The 16,875-nt window shown below is 56.8% G+C and carries 16 protein-coding genes; all 16 read left to right on the top strand.

The genetic code is table 11. The annotated features are described in order from the left end of the window. Positions 1-563 precede the first annotated feature (563 nt). Positions 564-1,904 carry a phenylacetate--CoA ligase family protein gene (locus H4317_RS19210; RefSeq protein WP_185888150.1) on the top strand — a complete coding sequence of 447 codons (1,341 nt, stop codon included), beginning with the start codon at positions 564-566 and terminating at the stop codon, positions 1,902-1,904. Positions 1,905-1,946: 42 nt separating this feature from the next. After that, the gene (locus H4317_RS19205) at positions 1,947-2,531 is read left to right on the top strand and encodes a TetR/AcrR family transcriptional regulator (protein ID WP_185888149.1); all 585 of its coding nucleotides are present in this window, start codon (positions 1,947-1,949) and stop codon (positions 2,529-2,531) included. A 3-nt stretch (positions 2,532-2,534) separates the two neighbouring features. After that, positions 2,535-3,614: a 1,2-phenylacetyl-CoA epoxidase subunit PaaE gene (paaE, locus tag H4317_RS19200; protein ID WP_185888148.1), complete on the top strand. Its 1,080-nt coding sequence runs from the start codon at positions 2,535-2,537 to the stop codon at positions 3,612-3,614. Positions 3,615-3,686: 72 nt separating this feature from the next. Next, positions 3,687-4,646, top strand: coding sequence for a 1,2-phenylacetyl-CoA epoxidase subunit PaaA (gene paaA, locus H4317_RS19195; RefSeq protein WP_185888147.1), 960 nt, complete (start codon positions 3,687-3,689; stop codon positions 4,644-4,646). Positions 4,647-4,730: 84 nt separating this feature from the next. Next, positions 4,731-5,018 (top strand): 1,2-phenylacetyl-CoA epoxidase subunit PaaB, encoded by a 288-nt coding sequence (gene paaB, locus H4317_RS19190; RefSeq protein ID WP_073281021.1) that lies wholly within the window; start codon positions 4,731-4,733, stop codon positions 5,016-5,018. Continuing rightward, entirely contained in the window at positions 5,018-5,824 is an 807-nt protein-coding gene (gene paaC / locus H4317_RS19185) for a 1,2-phenylacetyl-CoA epoxidase subunit PaaC (protein ID WP_221899175.1), read from the top strand. The genes paaB and paaC overlap by 1 nt, the downstream gene beginning before the upstream one ends. After that, complete coding sequence (gene paaD / locus H4317_RS19180; RefSeq protein ID WP_185888146.1) at positions 5,818-6,330, top strand: 1,2-phenylacetyl-CoA epoxidase subunit PaaD; 513 nt, start codon at positions 5,818-5,820, stop codon at positions 6,328-6,330. The genes paaC and paaD overlap by 7 nt, the downstream gene beginning before the upstream one ends. 84 nt (positions 6,331-6,414) lie before the next feature. Further along, positions 6,415-7,200, top strand: coding sequence for an enoyl-CoA hydratase-related protein (locus H4317_RS19175; protein ID WP_185888145.1), 786 nt, complete (start codon positions 6,415-6,417; stop codon positions 7,198-7,200). Continuing rightward, entirely contained in the window at positions 7,197-8,393 is a 1,197-nt protein-coding gene (locus H4317_RS19170; protein WP_185888144.1) for a 3-hydroxyacyl-CoA dehydrogenase NAD-binding domain-containing protein, read from the top strand. Before H4317_RS19175 ends, H4317_RS19170 begins: the two co-directional genes overlap by 4 nt. Next, the gene (gene paaI / locus H4317_RS19165; protein ID WP_185888143.1) at positions 8,362-8,802 is read left to right on the top strand and encodes a hydroxyphenylacetyl-CoA thioesterase PaaI; all 441 of its coding nucleotides are present in this window, start codon (positions 8,362-8,364) and stop codon (positions 8,800-8,802) included. The genes H4317_RS19170 and paaI overlap by 32 nt, the downstream gene beginning before the upstream one ends. A gap of 33 nt (positions 8,803-8,835) precedes the next feature. After that, positions 8,836-10,041 carry a 3-oxoadipyl-CoA thiolase gene (pcaF, locus tag H4317_RS19160; RefSeq protein ID WP_185888142.1) on the top strand — a complete coding sequence of 402 codons (1,206 nt, stop codon included), beginning with the start codon at positions 8,836-8,838 and terminating at the stop codon, positions 10,039-10,041. A gap of 90 nt (positions 10,042-10,131) precedes the next feature. Further along, on the top strand, positions 10,132-12,183 hold the full coding sequence (gene paaZ, locus H4317_RS19155) for a phenylacetic acid degradation bifunctional protein PaaZ (protein WP_185888141.1): 2,052 nt from the start codon (positions 10,132-10,134) through the stop codon (positions 12,181-12,183). A 63-nt stretch (positions 12,184-12,246) separates the two neighbouring features. After that, complete coding sequence (locus tag H4317_RS19150; protein WP_185888140.1) at positions 12,247-13,008, top strand: enoyl-CoA hydratase/isomerase family protein; 762 nt, start codon at positions 12,247-12,249, stop codon at positions 13,006-13,008. A 727-nt stretch (positions 13,009-13,735) separates the two neighbouring features. Continuing rightward, positions 13,736-15,064 carry a site-specific integrase gene (locus H4317_RS19145; protein WP_185888139.1) on the top strand — a complete coding sequence of 443 codons (1,329 nt, stop codon included), beginning with the start codon at positions 13,736-13,738 and terminating at the stop codon, positions 15,062-15,064. 14 nt (positions 15,065-15,078) lie between these two features. Further along, on the top strand, positions 15,079-16,179 hold the full coding sequence (locus tag H4317_RS19140; protein ID WP_185888138.1) for a hypothetical protein: 1,101 nt from the start codon (positions 15,079-15,081) through the stop codon (positions 16,177-16,179). Positions 16,180-16,340: 161 nt separating this feature from the next. Then, positions 16,341-16,724: a MerR family transcriptional regulator gene (locus tag H4317_RS19135; RefSeq protein ID WP_185888137.1), complete on the top strand. Its 384-nt coding sequence runs from the start codon at positions 16,341-16,343 to the stop codon at positions 16,722-16,724. Positions 16,725-16,875 lie beyond the last annotated feature (151 nt).

Below are 16,875 nucleotides of genomic sequence, written 5' to 3'. Positions count from 1 at the left end.
AGTGTAGCTATGTCCATACTGCTGCACGGTAAGCAATAACACGAGAAAGGTACTCCGTCAAATTTCTGGCAATTGCCTGCCTACGGTTGGTAAGTACTCACATCAAAGCGAAGTGCTTAAACAGCCAAATAGCGCCCAGATGGGCGGGGCGAGTAAAAACGCCAAACGCAAACCGGCCGAACCAGTTAGACTGGTTCGGCCGGGGTGGGATTTTCGAAACCGGAAGGTCATCGAAGAACAGGGGGCCAGATGGGGTGGGAGTTCATCTGGTAAACGGGGCGTGGGAATTGGCCATCAGATAGCCGGGGGGATTAGCTGCCTGATGACGGGACAATATTAAGCAAACATTTTAGAATACTAGTGAGTGTTTGCTTTTTTTAGGTTAGTGTTCACTCAATGTGCTGTATTTCAGAAGATATTGAGAGATATTATTTTCCTGCTGAGTATGTAGTTGTCTGAAGTAAATAAGATTCAAGGCAAAAAACTACACAAACTAACAAACGTTTGTTTCTGCGGTTACTTGTTTTTACCTTTAACTAACAGTTCCTTTTGAATCCGCCCTTATGCTGTTCAATCCTGACATAGAGCGCCTGCCGCTGCCACAACTCCGAGCCTTACAAAATACTCGTCTGAAAGAGCAGGTAGCGTATGTCTATCAGCGTGTGCCGTTCTATCAGCAGAAGTTTGATGCGCTGGGAGTCAACCCGGCAACGTTCAAGGGGCTGGAGGAGCTGCCAAAGCTTGGTTTTACCAAGAAATCTGACTTCCGGAATAACTATCCTTTTGGGCTGTTTGCTGTGCCTCAGCCGGAGGTGGCGCGTCTGCACTGCTCAAGCGGTACTACCGGTAAAGCCACAGTAGGTGGCTATACCGCCGCCGACCTAGAGATTTTCTCGGAAGTTGTAGCCCGCTCTTTGGCCGCGGCCGGTTGCCGGCCGGGCATGAAGATGCAGAATGCCTACGGCTACGGCCTGTTTACGGGTGGTATGGGAATTCATTACGGAGCTGAAAAGCTTGGTATGACGGTGATTCCCATATCGGGGGGCAGCACAGACCGGCAACTGCAGTTGCTGCAGGATTTTCAACCGGAAGTTATCTGCGCCACGCCTTCCTATGCGCAGGTGTTGGCCGAGGAGTTGAAGCGCCGCAGTATTCCGCTGGATGCAATTAATCTGCAGTTTGCGGTGCTGGGGGCCGAGCCATGGAGCGAGGCCATCCGGGGGCAGATACAGCAAGGTTTGAACGTGCGGGCCTCTAACATCTACGGTTTGAGCGAAATCATGGGACCGGGCGTATCGCAGGAGGATGTGGATGAGCAAGGCACGGGCAGCTACATATGGGAAGACCATTTCTACCCCGAAATTGTGCATCAGGAGACCGGGGAGCCGGTAGCGGAGGGAGAGATGGGTGTGCTGGTACTCACGACGCTCACCAAAAAGGCCATGCCCATTCTGCGCTACTGGACCGGCGACATCACCAACATCTATTACGAGCATTCCCATAAGCGTACCCACGTCAAGATGGGTCCTATTCGGGGCCGCGCCGACGATATGCTCATCATCCGGGGCGTCAATTTCTTTCACACGCAGGTTGAAGACATCATCAACAGCCTCGAAAACGTAAGCCCCTATTATCAGGTGGTGGCTTCGCGCCGCGGCAGCATGGATGAGGTAGAAGTGAATGTGGAAATCGACGAAGTGCTAATGCGGGAACTGGGCCTAGAAAGCCTATCCGACGATATAGTGCAGCAGCACGAGTGCCTGAAGACGTTGAAGGGCGCATTTGCCAAGAAAATCAAGGATAACATTGGCCTGAGCATGAAAGTGACGCTGCTGGGCTTTGGGCAGTTGCCGCGTAGTGAAGGCGGCAAACTCAGCCGCGTCAAAGATTTGCGCAATCTTTAGAAGGCCGTTAGCCACCTGCTCCTGACCTTCTACCTCCCACCTATGATTCCGACGCGTAAAGTCAACAAACGTCAGCTTATTCTGGACGAAGCCGCCAAGTTGTTCAAGCAAAAAGGCTTTGGTGGCACCTCCATGCGTGATTTGGCCAGCGAAGTAGGCATTGAGGCGGCCAGCATGTACAACCACATCAAGTCTAAGGACGAAATTCTGGAGCTGATCTGCTTCCGCATATCAGGCATTTACATTTCCCAACTCGCCGAAATTGAAGCAACCCAGGCCGCACACGGCGAAAAGATCAAGGCGCTGATCCGGCTGCATATCCGCCTCATGATTGAGGATGGTGCGGCCGTATCAGTAGCTAACCACGACTGGAAATACTTGCGCGAACCAGCCCTAACGGAGTTCAAGCAGGCCCGCAAACAGTATGAGAAAGGCTTCGCGACTCTCATTGAACAGGGCATTGCAGCCAGCGAATTTCAGCCTGTGAATGTGTCGGTGGCGTTGTTCACGATTCTCTCGGCGGTACGCTGGGTGGAGCTGTGGTACCGCCCCGGCCGTGAGCTTTCCGCCGAAGAGCTGGAAGCCAATATTATCACCATGCTCCTCACCGGGCTGGAAAAGAAGTAACCGATGAGCCGTTTTCATAAAGTCAAAATCAAGAGCATCGTTCGGGAAACCCCGGACTGCGTGAGCGTATCCCTGGATGTGCCCGCCGACCTACGCGAGACGTTCAAATTCACGCAAGGCCAGTACCTCACGTTCCGCCGCGACCATGACGGCGAGGAGCTACGCCGCTCGTATTCTATCTGCAGCAGCCCGCTCGATAATGAGTGGCGCGTGGCCATCAAGAAAGTGCCGGAAGGCCGGTTTTCTTCGCTGGCGGTAGAGACGTTACGGGTAGGAGAGGAGCTGGAGGTGATGCCGCCGATGGGCCATTTCTACACCGAGCTGCACCCAGAGCAGCAAAAGCTTTATGTGATGTTTGCGGCAGGCTCAGGCATTACGCCGGTCATGTCCATCGTCAAGACGGTGCTGCTGACCGAGCCCAACAGCCAAGTGTACCTGATTTACGGCAACCGGGGCCGCAACTCCATCATCTTCAAAGAGGAAATTGAGGCCTTGAAAAACAAGTTCGTGGACCGCCTCAGCGTGTACCACATCCTCAGCCGCGAACAGGGCGACACCGACCTGCTGTTCGGCCGGATCAACGCCGAAAAAGCCCGCCTGTTTCTGCAGAAGATAGTGCCCGCCAGCGAGATTGATGAGGCATTTATCTGCGGCCCGGAGGAGATGATCAATGACGTGAAGGACGTGCTGACTGAGGCCGGAGTAGCCCCCGAGAAGATCCACTTCGAGATGTTTGCCTCGGCCGGCAGTGCCCAGCGCGCCGCCGCCCGCCAGGCCCAGCGCCCCGCTGGCGAAGACGACAAGCACAGCCAGGTAACCGTGCAGCTAGAAGGCACCAAGCGCGTGCTGGAAATGTCGTACTACGGCGACACCATTCTGGATGCCCTATTGGAAACCGGTGCCGATGCGCCCTACTCCTGCAAAAACGGCATGTGCAGTACCTGCCGCTGCCGCGTGACGGAAGGCACTGTGGAAATGGACGTGAACTATTCCCTCTCCGACACCGAAGTAGCGAAGGGCTATGTACTCTCTTGCCAAGCACGGCCCACCTCCGAAAAGGTGTGCGTGGACTTTGACCAATAAGTTGCTCTGCCCAGCAGAATAATTTTCCTTACATTTAACTAACGATTGTTAGTTAATCTTTGTTGAACCGGTATGGAAACGCTAGAACTCACCCAGGAAGAACAGTTTCAGGCCCGCATTGACGCCGATGTCCGCATCGAGCCCAAGGACTGGATGCCCGATGCCTACCGCAAGACGCTGATTCGGCAGATTTCGCAGCACGCGCACTCAGAGCTGGTTGGGATGCTGCCTGAAGGCAACTGGATTACGCGGGCTCCTTCGCTCAAGCGCAAATCCATTCTGCTGGCCAAGGTGCAGGACGAAGCTGGCCACGGCCTCTATCTCTACTCGGCTGCCGAAACTCTGGGTGCCTCCCGCGACCAAATGCTGGCCGACCTGCACTCCGGCAAGGCCAAGTATTCGAGCATTTTCAACTACCCCACCCTGAGTTGGGCCGATATGGGCTGCGTGGGGTGGCTGGTAGATGGTGCCGCCATTCTGAACCAGGTGCCGCTGTGCCGCACATCCTATGGCCCCTATGCCCGCGCTATGGTGCGGGTGTGCAAAGAAGAAAGCTTCCACCAGCGCCAAGGATTCGAAATCATGCAGACGCTGTGCGAAGGTTCGCCGGAGCAGAAGGCCATGGCCCAGGAAGGCCTGAACCGCTGGTGGTGGCCCACGCTAATGATGTTCGGACCGGCGGATGCGGACTCACCTAACACGGCACAGTCGATGAACTGGCGCATCAAGCGCTTCACCAACGACGAGCTGCGCCAGAAATTCGTGGACATGATGGTGCCTCAGGCCGAATTCCTGGGCCTCACGGTGCCCGACCCGGACCTGAAGTGGAACGAAGCCAAGCAGGGTTACGACTTCGGCGACGTGGACTGGGAGGAGTTCTGGAACGTGGTGAAAGGCAACGGTATGTGCAACAAAGAGCGTCTGCAGGCCCGCGTGCAGGCTCACGAAGAAGGTGCCTGGGTGCGCGAAGCTGCCCTGGCCCACGCCGAAAAGCGCAAGCAGCGCAAGCAGCGCGAAGCTGTAGCTGCCTAGCTTAGTCAGACAACCAAGCGCATCCGGCCGAAGCCGCGCCTACGCCGGATGTGCTTCAAGTGCCGAGTATAATTTACCCGAATCATGACCCAAAAAGAATGGCCGCTGTGGGAAGTTTTCATCCGCAGCAAGCAGGGCCTCGACCATAAACACGTGGGCAGCCTGCACGCTGCTGATGCCGAAATGGCCATCCAGAATGCCCGCGACGTGTACACGCGCCGCCTCGAAGGCGTGAGCATCTGGGTGGTGGAGTCGACGAATGTGCACGCCTCCAACCCCGACGATGCGGCCGCCTTCTACGAGCCGGCCAACGACAAAATCTACCGCCATCCGACCTTTTACCAGGTGCCGGATTCCATCAAGCACATGTAATGATGACGGATTCCACGATGCCCGTACAAGCCACAGCTGCCACCCCCCCCGAAATCCGGGCGCAGCTGTTTGCCTATGTGCTGCAGCTGGCCGATACCAGCCTGATTCTGGCCCATCGCCTATCGGAATGGTGTGGCCACGGCCCCATTCTGGAGCAGGATCTGGCCCTAGCCAATATTGCGCTGGATTTTCTGGGGGAGGCTCGCAGCTACTATCAGTATGCTGCCGAGCTGGAAGGCAAAGGCCGCACCGAGGATGATCTGGCCTACCTGCGCAGCGCAGTGGAATACCGCAACCCGCTGCTGGTAGAGCAGCCCAACGGCGACTTCGCAGGCACCATCGTGCGGCAGTTCCTCTACGACTGTTTCCATTACCACCTGCTGCTTCAGCTCAAGTCGGGCCCCGATGCGCAGCTGGCGGCCATTGCTGAGAAGTCAGTGAAAGAGGCGGCCTACCACATCAAGTGGAGCGCCGAGTGGGTGATTCGGCTGGGAGACGGCACTGAGGAAAGTCGCCGCCGCGTAGAAAAAGCCATTGATAACCTGTGGCGTTATACCGGCGAACTGACCACACCTTCGGCCACCGAAAAAGCCCTGCAGGCTGCCGGTTTCGCGCCCGATTATTCTGCTATCCAGCAGCAGGTTGACGCTCACGTAGCTCGTGTGTTCGAGGAAGCCACGTTGGCGGTGCCTGAGGGCGTGTTTATGCAGAAAGGTGGCAAAGATGGCCGCCATACAGAGCATCTGGGCTATTTGCTGGCCGAGCTGCAATACATGCAACGTACTTATCCTGGTTTGCAATGGTAGAGCAACTGGCACCACCGACTGAGGAGCACATCTGGCAGCTGCTGGAAGGCGTTTCCGACCCGGAAGTGCCCGTGCTCAGCATCCTGGATTTGGGCATCGTGCGCGCCGTGCGGGTAGAGGGCGAGGAAGTCCACGTCACCATCACGCCCACATACTCCGGCTGCCCGGCCATGAACGTCATTGCCACCGAAATCCGGCTGCTGCTGTTGGCGGAGGGTATCACTAAGCTGCACATCCACAACCAGCTCAGCCCCGCCTGGACCACGGACTGGATGAGCCAGGCCGGCCGCCAGAAGCTGGAAGAATACGGTATTGCTCCGCCTGTTGACGGCACGGCCACCGGCCACATGCTCAATCTGTTCGGGAAGGATACGGCCGTGCGCTGCCCGCTCTGCAAGTCCGAGCACACGCATATGGTCAGCCAGTTCGGTTCCACTGCCTGCAAAGCCCACTACCAGTGCGACGACTGCCTGGAGCCCTTCGACTACTTCAAGTGCCACGCATAAGCTGACGCACCATCAATAAGAACGTCGTGCTGAGCGCTGCCGGAGCATGACGAACGATTTTGTTCTTTCCCACCCCAACCAATCATGTCCGAAACTCCTTCACTGCTTTTCTCCCTTGATGGCGGCGTCGCTACTATCTGCTTCAACCGGCCCCACGTTTTCAACAGCGTTAATAAGGAAGTGGCGCTGGCGCTGCAGCAGCATTTGCAGGATTGCCAGCAGAACCCGGAAGTACGCGCTGTGTTGCTCACGGGTACTGGCAAGGCCTTCTGTGCAGGGCAGGATCTGGCGGAAATTACGGGCCCGGATAGCCCGGAAGTAGCGGAGATTGTGGAGAAGCACTATAACCCGATTGTGGAGCTGATTCGGGCGCTGGACAAGCCGGTGGTGGCCGCCGTGAATGGCGTGGCCGCCGGCGCGGGCGCCAACCTGGCCCTGGCCTGCGACATCGTAGTAGCTAAGGAGTCAGCTTCTTTCATCCAGGCTTTCAGCAAGATCGGGCTGATTCCGGACAGCGGCGGGACGTACTTTCTGCCCCGCTTGATTGGCATGCAGCGCGCCTCGGCCCTGATGCTGACCGGCGACAAGGTTTCGGCCACTGAAGCGGTGCAGATGGGCATGATTTACAAGGCATTTGCCGACGACGTGTTTGAGCAGGAAGTGCAGACACTGGTGCGCAAGCTGGCCGCCATGCCCACCAAAGGCTTGGCCTACACCAAGCAGCTCCTGAACGTGACGTTCAGCAAAGACCTGACCCAGCAGCTCCGCTACGAAGCCGACTTTCAGCTGCGGGCCGGCGCCACTTCCGACTACAGGGAAGGCGTGTCGGCTTTCCTTGAAAAACGCCAACCTAGCTTCACCGGGCAATGAGCAAGTTCACCGTCGGAATCATCGGGAGTGGGGCCATGGGCGCGGGCATTGCGCAGGTAGTGGCCCAGGCTGGCCACCCCGTGTGCCTGCTCGATCAGAATGCCGCCGCTCTGCAGCGGGCCACCACTGGTATCGAAGCCAGCCTGCGCAAGCTGGCTGAAAAAGGCAAAATCACGTCGGCCGACGCGGAAGCTGCCATCGGCCGCATCCGGGCCTGCTCCGACATGGACCATTTTGCGGAGTGCGGCCTGGTAATCGAGGCCATAGTGGAAGATGTAGCCGTGAAGCAGGCTGTGTTCCAGGACGTGGAAGCGGTGGTATCCGATGACTGCGTGCTGGCCAGCAACACGTCCTCGCTGTCTATTGCGTCCATTGCGGCGGCCTGCCAGAAACCGGAGCGGTTTGTCGGCATTCACTTCTTCAATCCGGCGCCCATTATGCAGCTGGTGGAAGTAATTCCGGCCGTGCAGACCCGCGCTGGTCTCGCCGAGGAAATCCGGGCGCTGGTGCAAAGTTGGGGCAAGCTGCCGGTGCTCACCAAAGACACGCCGGGCTTCATTGTGAACCGTGTGGCGCGGCCATTTTATGGCGAAGCCATCCGGATTCTGGAAGAAGGAATTGCCGATATGGCAACCATCGACTGGGCCATGACTGAGCTGGGCGGCTTCCGGATGGGGCCGTTTACGCTGATGGATTTCATCGGTCACGACGTGAATTACCGCGTCACGGAGTCGGTGTTCACCAGCTTTTTCTTCGACCCACGCTACAAGCCCAGCTTCACCCAGAAGCGCCTGTTTGAGGCCGGCTACTACGGCCGGAAGGCGGGCAGCGGCTTCTATGACTACCGCGAAGGTGCCGTGCCGCCCGAACCCACCCGCGACGAAGTGCTAGGCGGCCAGGTGCTGCACCGTATCCTGGCCATGCTCATCAACGAAGCCGTAGACGCGCTGGCCCTGAACGTTGCCTCGAAGCAGGACCTGGAGCTGGCCATGACCAAAGGCGTCAACTATCCCAAAGGCCTGCTGGCCTGGGCCGATGAGCTGGGCCTGCAAAACGTCCTGACTACGCTCGACGACCTCTACCACGAGTACCACGAGGACCGCTACCGCGCCAGCCCGCTGCTGCGCCGTATGGTGTCGGCCGGCCATACCTTTTTTCAGCATGGAGCACCTGTTGGAAACCGCCAGCACTAGCAGTACCGCCGAGGCCGTAAAAAACCGGATGCTGCAGCATGATGCGTTCAGCAAGCTGCTTGGGCTGGAAGTGCAGGAAGTGGGGGCCGGCTACTGCCGCCTGCGCTTCACGGTGCGCCCCGATATGCTCAACGGTTTTGCGGCGCTGCACGGCGGTGTCACCTTCGCGGCTGCCGACTCGGCGTTTGCTTTTGCCTGCAACAGCCACGGCCGCCAGAGCGTGGGCCTCACCGTCACCATCGACTACCTCGAAGCCGGCAAGCTCGGCGACGTAATTACGGTAGAAGCCCGCGAAGAAAGCCTTAAGCACAAAGTCGGCGTGTACCAGGTGCGCGCCACCAACCAGCACGGTGTAGTGCTGGCCCTATTCAAAGGCACCGCCTACCGCACCAGCAACGAGATACTGTAGCCGCGCACCGGCACCTGATAACTTTTAATTGCAATGAACCAAGCCTATATCATTGACGACATTCGGACGCCCATCGGCAACTTCGGCGGGACACTTTCTGCCGTTCGGCCCGACGACCTCGCGGCCCTGACCATCCGGGAGCTGCTCCGCCGCAATCCGTCCGCCGACCCGGCCGCCATTGCCGACGTTATTCTGGGCTGCGCCAACCAGGCCGGCGAAGACAACCGCAACGTGGCCCGTATGGCGCTGCTGCTGGCCGGCCTGCCCACCACCGTGCCCGGCGAAACCGTGAACCGCCTCTGCGCTTCCGGCCTCTCGGCCAGCATCGGGGCGGCCCGCGCCATCCAGAGCGGCGACGGTGACCTGTTCATTTCCGGCGGTGTGGAAAACATGACTCGCGCGCCGTTGGTGATGTCGAAACCGTCCAAAGGCTTCGGCACCGACTCGCAGATGGCTGACTCCAGCTTCGGCTGGCGCTTCATCAACCCGCGCATGCAGGAGTTGTACGGCACCGATGCCATGGGCGAAACGGCCGAAAATCTGGTGGACCAGTACGGCATCAGCCGCGACGACCAGGACCAGTTTGCCCTGCACTCCCAACAAAAAGCCGCCGAAGCGCAACGTAGTGGCCGGCTCGGCGAGGAAATTGTGGCTGTGGGCATTCCGCAGCGCAAAGGCGAGCCACTCCAGTTTGCTGAGGACGAGTTCTTGAAGCCTGCTACCACGCTGGAAGGACTAGCCAAACTGCGCCCCGCCTTCCGCAAAACCGGCACCGTAACGGCTGGTAATGCCTCGGGTCTGAATGACGGCGCCGCCGCGCTACTGCTTGCCTCCGAGGACGGCATCCGGCAACACAACCTGACGCCCAAAGCCCGCATCGTGAGCATGGGCGTGGCCGGCGTGGAGCCGCGCATCATGGGTATCGGGCCGGTGCCCGCTTCCCATCAGGCCCTGAAAAAGGCCGGCCTGGCGCTCAACGACATCGACGTAATTGAGTTAAACGAGGCATTTGCCGCGCAAAGCATAGCCTGCATCCGCGCCTTCGGCCTCCAAGACAACGACCCGCGCATCAACCCCAACGGCGGCGCCATTGCTTTGGGCCACCCGCTGGGCATGAGCGGCGCGCGTATCCTCAACGCCGCCGTTCGGGAGCTGCACCGCCAGCAAAAGCGCTACGCCCTCGTGACGATGTGCATTGGTGTGGGCCAGGGCTACGCCGCTGTTATTGAGCGGGTATAGCCCGGAATTGTAAGCACCCAGTACGGAATCAGCTTGCTTGATAAAAGCGTCTGTTTCCCGATTCTTCCATCATTGCATCCTCCCTCTATCATGCCTGAACTTCTCGGAAACTACGCCCTGGGCCGCTGGATGGCCGGTACCGGCGACCAGCAGGAACTCTACGACGCCAGCACCGGCGAAGTGGTGGCCATTGCCAATGGCGAAGGCTTGGACTTTGCCGCCATGCTCGACTACGCCCGCCGGGTCGGCAATAAGGCGCTGCGCAACATGACCTTCCACGAGCGGGGCCGCATGATCAAGGCCCTGGCGCTGCACCTCGACAGCAAAAAGGAAGATTTCTACACACTCAGCTACCGTAGCGGCGCCACCCGCGACGACTCTTGGATTGACATTGAGGGCGGTATCGGCAACCTGTTTGCCAATGCCTCGCTGCGTCGCAAGTTTCCCGACAAGCCCTTCTACGTAGAGTCGGACCCCATTGCGCTGTCGAAGGCCGGCAACTTCATGGGCCACCACATTATGGTGCCGAAGGAAGGCGTGGCCGTGCACATCAATGCCTACAACTTCCCCATCTGGGGCATGCTGGAGAAAATTGCGGTGAACCTGCTGGCCGGTATGCCGGCCATCATCAAACCGGCGCTGCCCTCCGCTTACCTCACCGAGGCCGTCGTGCGCGAAATTATTGCCTCCAAAATTCTGCCCGAAGGCGCACTGCAGCTGGTCGTAGGCTCGGGCCAGGGCATCCTCGACCATGTGACTTACCAGGACGTGGTGACCTTTACGGGCTCGGCTGAAACCGGCCGCAAGCTCAAGGGCCACCCGCGCATCCTCTCCGAAGCCGTGCCTTTCACCATGGAAGCCGATTCGCTGAACGCGGCCGTGCTCGGGCCAGATGCGGTACCGGGAACCATGGAATTTGACCTGTTCATCAAGGAGATACGGAAGGAAATGACGGCCAAGGCCGGGCAGAAATGCACCGCCATCCGCCGCGCCATCGTGCCCGAAAACCTGCTGGAAGACGTGCAGATTGCCCTTGGCAAAGCCCTGGCGCAAACCACCGTGGGCCATCCGCAGGCTGAAGGCGTACGCATGGGCGCTTTGGCTGGCCTTGAGCAGGTGAAGCGTGTGCGTGAGCAGGTGCAGCGCCTGGCCAAAAACACACCCATCGTGTACGGCGACCTGGACAACGTGCAGGTGATTGGCGGCGACTGCAAAACCGGGGCTTTCATGTCGCCGATTGTGCTGCTGAACTCCGAGCCGTTCAAGTTCACCGACAGCCACGAAATCGAAGCTTTCGGGCCGGTGGCGACGCTCATGCCCTACAAGAACGTGGACGAAGCCATTCAGCTGGCCAACCTTGGTAAAGGCTCCCTGGTGTGCTCCGTAGCCACCAACGACCCCGCTACGGCGCAGGAATTCGTGCTGGGCGCGGCCACACACCACGGCCGCATTCTGGTTCTCAACGGCGAAGTAGCCAAGGAAAGCACCGGGCATGGCTCGCCGCTGCCGCTGCTCATCCACGGCGGACCCGGCCGGGCGGGTGGGGGCCAGGAAATGGGCGGCATGCGCGGCGTAGAGCACTTTATGCAGCGCGTTGCCATTCAGGGTTCCCCAAGCATGATTACGGCCATTACGGAAGTATATCAGCCGAAAGCCAAGCAGATTGAGAAGGACAAGCACCCCTTCCAGCACTACTTCGAGGAGCTGGAAATCGGGCAGACCTACACCACGCACCGCCACACCGTGTCGGAAGCGGATATCACCAACTTTGCGCAGGTATCCGGCGACAATTTTTACGCCCATGTAGATGCTACTTCGTTGGAAGGCACTCTCTTCACGGGGCGCGTAGCCCACGGCTACTACGTGCTCAGCAAGGCCGCCGGCATGTTCGTGGATCCGCGCAAAGGCCCCGTACTGCTCAACTACGGCCTCGACGAGTGCCGCTTCACCAAACCCGTCTATCCCGGCATGACCATCGGGGTGAAACTAACAGTGAAGGAGAAGATTGGGCAGGAAAAGCGCGACGCCGAGGACGTAGCCAAAGGTATTGTGCGCTGGCTGGTAGACGTATCGGACGAAACCGGCGAAACCGTTGCCGTTGCCACTATCCTTACGATGGTGAAGAAAAAAAACCAAGAATAGATTTTCAGAACGTCATGCTGAGCGAAGTCGAAGCATGACGTTCTTTTTCAGCGTACTTCCCACATGACCACAGGAACCGTTACTACCCAGACTACCCCGGAAGGCATTGCCACCATCAGCTTCTTCCACCCCAGCCACAACTCCCTGCCCGGCGCATTGCTCACGCAGCTGGCCGAAACCATCACGCAGGTGGGTCAGGCTGCCGATACCAAGGTCATTATCCTGAAAAGCGAAGGCGAAAAGACCTTCTGCGCCGGTGCCAGCTTCGATGAGTTGATAGCTATTGAGGACGAGACTCAGGGGCTGGTATTTTTCTCGGGCTTTGCCAAGGTGATTAACGCCTGCCGAACTTCGCCCAAAATTATTATCGGCCGGGTGCAGGGCAAGGCTATTGGAGGCGGAGTGGGCGTGGCTGCCGCCACCGACTACTGCTTTGCTACGGCTCAGGCCAGCGTGAAGCTAAGTGAGTTGGTGGTCGGTATCGGCCCGTTTGTGGTAGGCCCGGCTGTGGAGCGGAAGATTGGTAACGCCGCCTTTGCCCAGCTTGCGCTGGATGCCGCCGAGTTCCGTAGCGCCGACTGGGCCCAGCAAAAAGGCCTGTACGCTGAGGTAGTAGACTCTATCGAAGCCCTAGATGTTGCTGTGCTGGCCTTCGCTCGCAAGCTGGCCGCTTACAATCCCGAAGCCCTCACCGACCTCAAGCGCGTCATCTGGCAGGGCACGGAGCACTGGGATACGCTGCTCACCGAGCGCGCCGGCATCAGCGGCCGGCTGGTGCTGTCGGATTTCACCCGCCAGGCTATTCAGCAGTTCAAGAGCCGTTAGCCAGGCCACGGGTAACAGCAAAAAGCCGCTTCTCATTGCAGTGAGAAGCGGCTTTTTCGCTTAGCAGAGTAATGCAGAATATCACGCGGCTACGGCTTGCTTGGATTGACACCGGCAGATAGATAAAATTTGCAGCCCCAGAAGCCGCGGGCCACGGAACTGGGCATATAAGTCGGAAAAGACTTCTGTTACCTCGTAGGTATCGGTCAGGAGTCTGTGCTCAGTCTGCTGGGTGCTGACCACCTCGCCGTGCTCCAGTTCTGCTGTCGTCACTTGGCAAAGCACCTGATAACAAGCCTCCTGTTGCATGACCACATCGGGTTTAAAGTGAGTTGCTAATACCTAAAACAAATATACTAATATAATTAGTTTTGCCAACTAAATTGGCTTGAAAATACTTCTGTGACGGTAGTGCAAATGCTATTAAGATCTGAAAATCATGGGCTTATTCAACCTAGCTAAGGCCTGCGTTTTTAAGAGATTTGACTGAGCATGAGCTTGCTTGTACAAGCTACTCGATACAGGCTGTAAACGATTTAGTTGAAAACAAAAAACCCTCTCAGCGCAGCGCTAAGAGGGTTTTAGTGGTAATGATTGGAATCGAACCATTATGTTTTCTATTCCCTTGATACGCTGTGAATGTGTGTATAGGATGGATGAGGCAATGTTATATGACGTTGTAGCAAATCAAGTGTCAGATTAGTGTCCCCTGGGGTGTCCCCTTTAAATGTTTCTTTCGTACCTTGTGGGGACAGCAACCCCTGGAAGGATGGCAAGCATAAGGGCATATCTCAAAGAGCCAAAGGCCTCGACCGCAACACCTATATTTTTCATGGTGTCGGCCAGCGGTACACGCTCGAAGGTGTACACCAGCATAAGTGTACCACCTTCTCATTGGCTGGGCCAGGAGCAGCGCTTACGCACGGTGTTTGCGGCGTCGGAGGTAAAGGATAGAGCAGAACGTAGCCGATTAGCCGAAGATAACGAGAGCCTGAACCAGCGGCTCGAAATGATGCGCGAGAACCTGCGTGTCTATCATCGTGACAGAATGGCTGCCGGGCATCTGCCTACGGCTGATGAACTGCGCGCCGTGGTAGAGCCTAAGCAGACCGAAGCACCGGCGACAGAGCCCAACCAACCCATGCCACTGGTTGATTTCGCTGCTTTCATTCAGCGGATGGCCTTGAGCAAACAGCCGGCCACTGTTAAATCATTTAAGACGACGTTTGCTCACCTTACTAAATTCTGGGAAGCTATCCCCGAAGGGCAGCAAGGACAGTCGCTTACTTACGACGACCTGACCGCCGAATTTGGCGACCGACTCACCGCTTATCTGCTAGATGAGGCCCGCCTAACCGATAATAGCCTGAGTAAGCAGGTGTCCTTGCTGAAGCAGTTCCTGAGTGATGCCGTAGGCCGGGGCCGCACTACCAACCAAGCGTACACGCGTTGGAAGTGGGCGAAGCGTGATACCCCGATCATTGCTCTAACCGCCGATGAATTACGCCAGCTAGAAAATTTCTCACTGCCGGAGGGGCACTACCTCGACAATGTACGCTCCCTGTTTCTGCTGAGCTGCTATTGTGGGCTCCGCTTCTCAGACGTTGCAGCCTTGCGGCGAGAGCATGATAAGGGGGACTTCTTACGATTGACCACACAGAAGACGCGGGACACTCTCACAATTCCTGTCAGCCCCAAGGCCCGTGCTATTCTTGAGGGAATATGGACGGGTCAGGTTCGTCCCATCACCAACCAGGTATTCAACCGGGCAATTAAGGAACTGTGTCAGAGGGCTGGCATTGATACCCTTACAGAGTGGCTGATGTGGAGGGCCGGCAAACGGGAGAAGACCAACCACCCTAAGTTCGAGCTAATTAGTTCACACAGTGGCCGTAAGACCTTTTGCAGCATAGCTATTGCGCGAGGTATTCCTATCCCGGCAATAATGAAGGCAACCGGGCATAAAAGCTATAAAAGTTTGAGCCGTTATCTGGATGTGCAGGAAAACCACCAGCGCGCCGAGTTTTCTAAAATGTGGGCCGACGAGGCCGAATAATCAAGCCCTAAAATATGCCACGCTACAAAGGAGCAACCAAGTACGAAAGAGAGCAGTACGGCCGGATGCATTATGACTTCATGTCCGCTAAATATGGCAGCTATGTAGAGCATACTTTCCAAGGGGAAACAACTAGAATATTTACGAAGCAAGACAATCCCTCTCTATGGGCAGAGGAGCGGGCCGTTGAATACAGTAATAGTAGTAAGGGGACTTACTGGCACCAAGACTTTCCCACGCCATATTGTGGGCATCGTATGCCTGAGATGCGGTGGTTCTTAGAGATTCTAAGAAGTTGGCCTATGGATATCAAGGATACGTTAAGTTCTGAATTATATGGCGACGCTTGCGATAGGGAGTATGTGCGTGGGCTGATGCGGCTGTTAGAAATCAACAACTACTTCGATGACGGCGCGGCGATTATCATACCGGCCGGAGACAATATGTTTATGCCGTTGCCTAGCCCTGAGAATGGAGGCAAGTGGGACGTAGGCGATATTATTGCCAAGCATGGGAGCACTAATTATTATGAGTGTAACTCTAAGAATAGAATCAGGGCTGAATTTGCTATCGAATGGTTGAGGGACAAGGAGGATGCAGAGGCTCGTGGGCAAAAAATGTATGATGAACTATATTTCTACGACGACACAAACGGCGACATATTACAGTCAGAGGATAAAGGAATAGATACAGCTATCAAGTATGGCTCGGCTGGAGATGAAAGCGATTGTGATGCGATATTTACTAAGCTGGGGTGGATTACGGCAGCTAATAAACCGCAGGCTGACAGGATAATAAGCCCCGCCGCATTTAGAGGCGCAGTAGAAGCGTTAATTTATTATTCCTATTTGGAAGGAGGAGGATCAGCCGAGAAACTGACCAAACAGCTAGGGGAGAAGTATGGATTTTCTTTCGCTAGTACTCAGCGCGTCAAGCTTCAACGCGGCAGTGACGGCGATTTCCCACAAGATTATTATACAGCTGCGGCCGACACAGAAGTAAAAATAGAAGAGGGCAATAGAGGAAGGATTAGTGGAGGGATCTTCAAGGCAGGGGGGGAATGGTGGAATAGGCAGAAGTCTTCAGCTAAATCATTTGGAGCAGGCAAGCGCTAAAGTGCGAGGACAATAGCCGGACAGCCAACAGGGTGACAATAAGATTATTTGACACCTATTTGGACAGGCTGAGGACAACAGCCGGACAAGCACAGGACAGCCACTTAACGCCCATCATATAGTCACAATTTGCCCTTGCTGCAACTAACAGCATAGGCAATATGACCACTTACCACACCACCCCCGCGCCTTACGGCGTACCACCTTCCACCGACCCGGCAACCGTATTAGCCACTGTCTTTGCGCCCTTCCGCGAAGTCGTTAGCCAATGGGTAGCCGATGAAATGCGCAAGTGGCAGCTTGCCCAAAAGGAGCAGGCCAAGCAAGAGCAGATGATGACGCGCCACGCATTGCGGGCCGAGTTCGACATCTGCACCCAGACCGTTCGGAACTGGGAGAAGGAAGGCATTTTGAACCCGCTAACCGTGGGTCGCCGCGTATTTTACTCGCGCCCTGAAGTGCTGACGGCACTCAAAGCCCGCACAAAACCAGACGGTACACGCCTGCACGCTCGTCGGAAGTCTACCACAAACAAAACCCGCTAGGATGAGGACTAGCGGGTCAGAAAAACAGGTTGGTTTAGCCGGGAAGCTAGACCAAGTTACGAAAGGATGGGCGATACTTAAGGCAAAGCCCGTGCTTTTTTCTTTACTGCATTCGGTGCCTGTGTTGGCGTTCAGCCCTACCGGGGCGAAC

The sequence above is a fragment of the Hymenobacter sediminicola genome, from assembly GCF_014250515.1.
GTDB classification, from domain to species: domain Bacteria; phylum Bacteroidota; class Bacteroidia; order Cytophagales; family Hymenobacteraceae; genus Hymenobacter; species Hymenobacter sediminicola.
The sequence above is the reverse complement of the archived record's forward strand: the minus strand, read 5'-3'. Positions and strand labels throughout refer to the sequence as shown.

Bases quoted from the DNA above. Each gene is read 5' to 3' on its own strand.
- H4317_RS19210 (WP_185888150.1), top strand. From the start codon at position 564: ATGCTGTTCAATCCTGACATAGAGCGCCTGCCGCTGCCACAACTCCGA.
- H4317_RS19205 (WP_185888149.1), top strand. From the start codon at position 1,947: ATGATTCCGACGCGTAAAGTCAACAAACGTCAGCTTATTCTGGACGAA.
- paaE (WP_185888148.1), top strand. From the start codon at position 2,535: ATGAGCCGTTTTCATAAAGTCAAAATCAAGAGCATCGTTCGGGAAACC.
- paaA (WP_185888147.1), top strand. From the start codon at position 3,687: ATGGAAACGCTAGAACTCACCCAGGAAGAACAGTTTCAGGCCCGCATT.
- paaB (WP_073281021.1), top strand. From the start codon at position 4,731: ATGACCCAAAAAGAATGGCCGCTGTGGGAAGTTTTCATCCGCAGCAAG.
- paaC (WP_221899175.1), top strand. From the start codon at position 5,018: ATGATGACGGATTCCACGATGCCCGTACAAGCCACAGCTGCCACCCCC.
- paaD (WP_185888146.1), top strand. From the start codon at position 5,818: ATGGTAGAGCAACTGGCACCACCGACTGAGGAGCACATCTGGCAGCTG.
- H4317_RS19175 (WP_185888145.1), top strand. From the start codon at position 6,415: ATGTCCGAAACTCCTTCACTGCTTTTCTCCCTTGATGGCGGCGTCGCT.
- H4317_RS19170 (WP_185888144.1), top strand. From the start codon at position 7,197: ATGAGCAAGTTCACCGTCGGAATCATCGGGAGTGGGGCCATGGGCGCG.
- paaI (WP_185888143.1), top strand. From the start codon at position 8,362: ATGGAGCACCTGTTGGAAACCGCCAGCACTAGCAGTACCGCCGAGGCC.
- pcaF (WP_185888142.1), top strand. From the start codon at position 8,836: ATGAACCAAGCCTATATCATTGACGACATTCGGACGCCCATCGGCAAC.
- paaZ (WP_185888141.1), top strand. From the start codon at position 10,132: ATGCCTGAACTTCTCGGAAACTACGCCCTGGGCCGCTGGATGGCCGGT.
- H4317_RS19150 (WP_185888140.1), top strand. From the start codon at position 12,247: ATGACCACAGGAACCGTTACTACCCAGACTACCCCGGAAGGCATTGCC.
- H4317_RS19145 (WP_185888139.1), top strand. From the start codon at position 13,736: ATGTTTCTTTCGTACCTTGTGGGGACAGCAACCCCTGGAAGGATGGCA.
- H4317_RS19140 (WP_185888138.1), top strand. From the start codon at position 15,079: ATGCCACGCTACAAAGGAGCAACCAAGTACGAAAGAGAGCAGTACGGC.
- H4317_RS19135 (WP_185888137.1), top strand. From the start codon at position 16,341: ATGACCACTTACCACACCACCCCCGCGCCTTACGGCGTACCACCTTCC.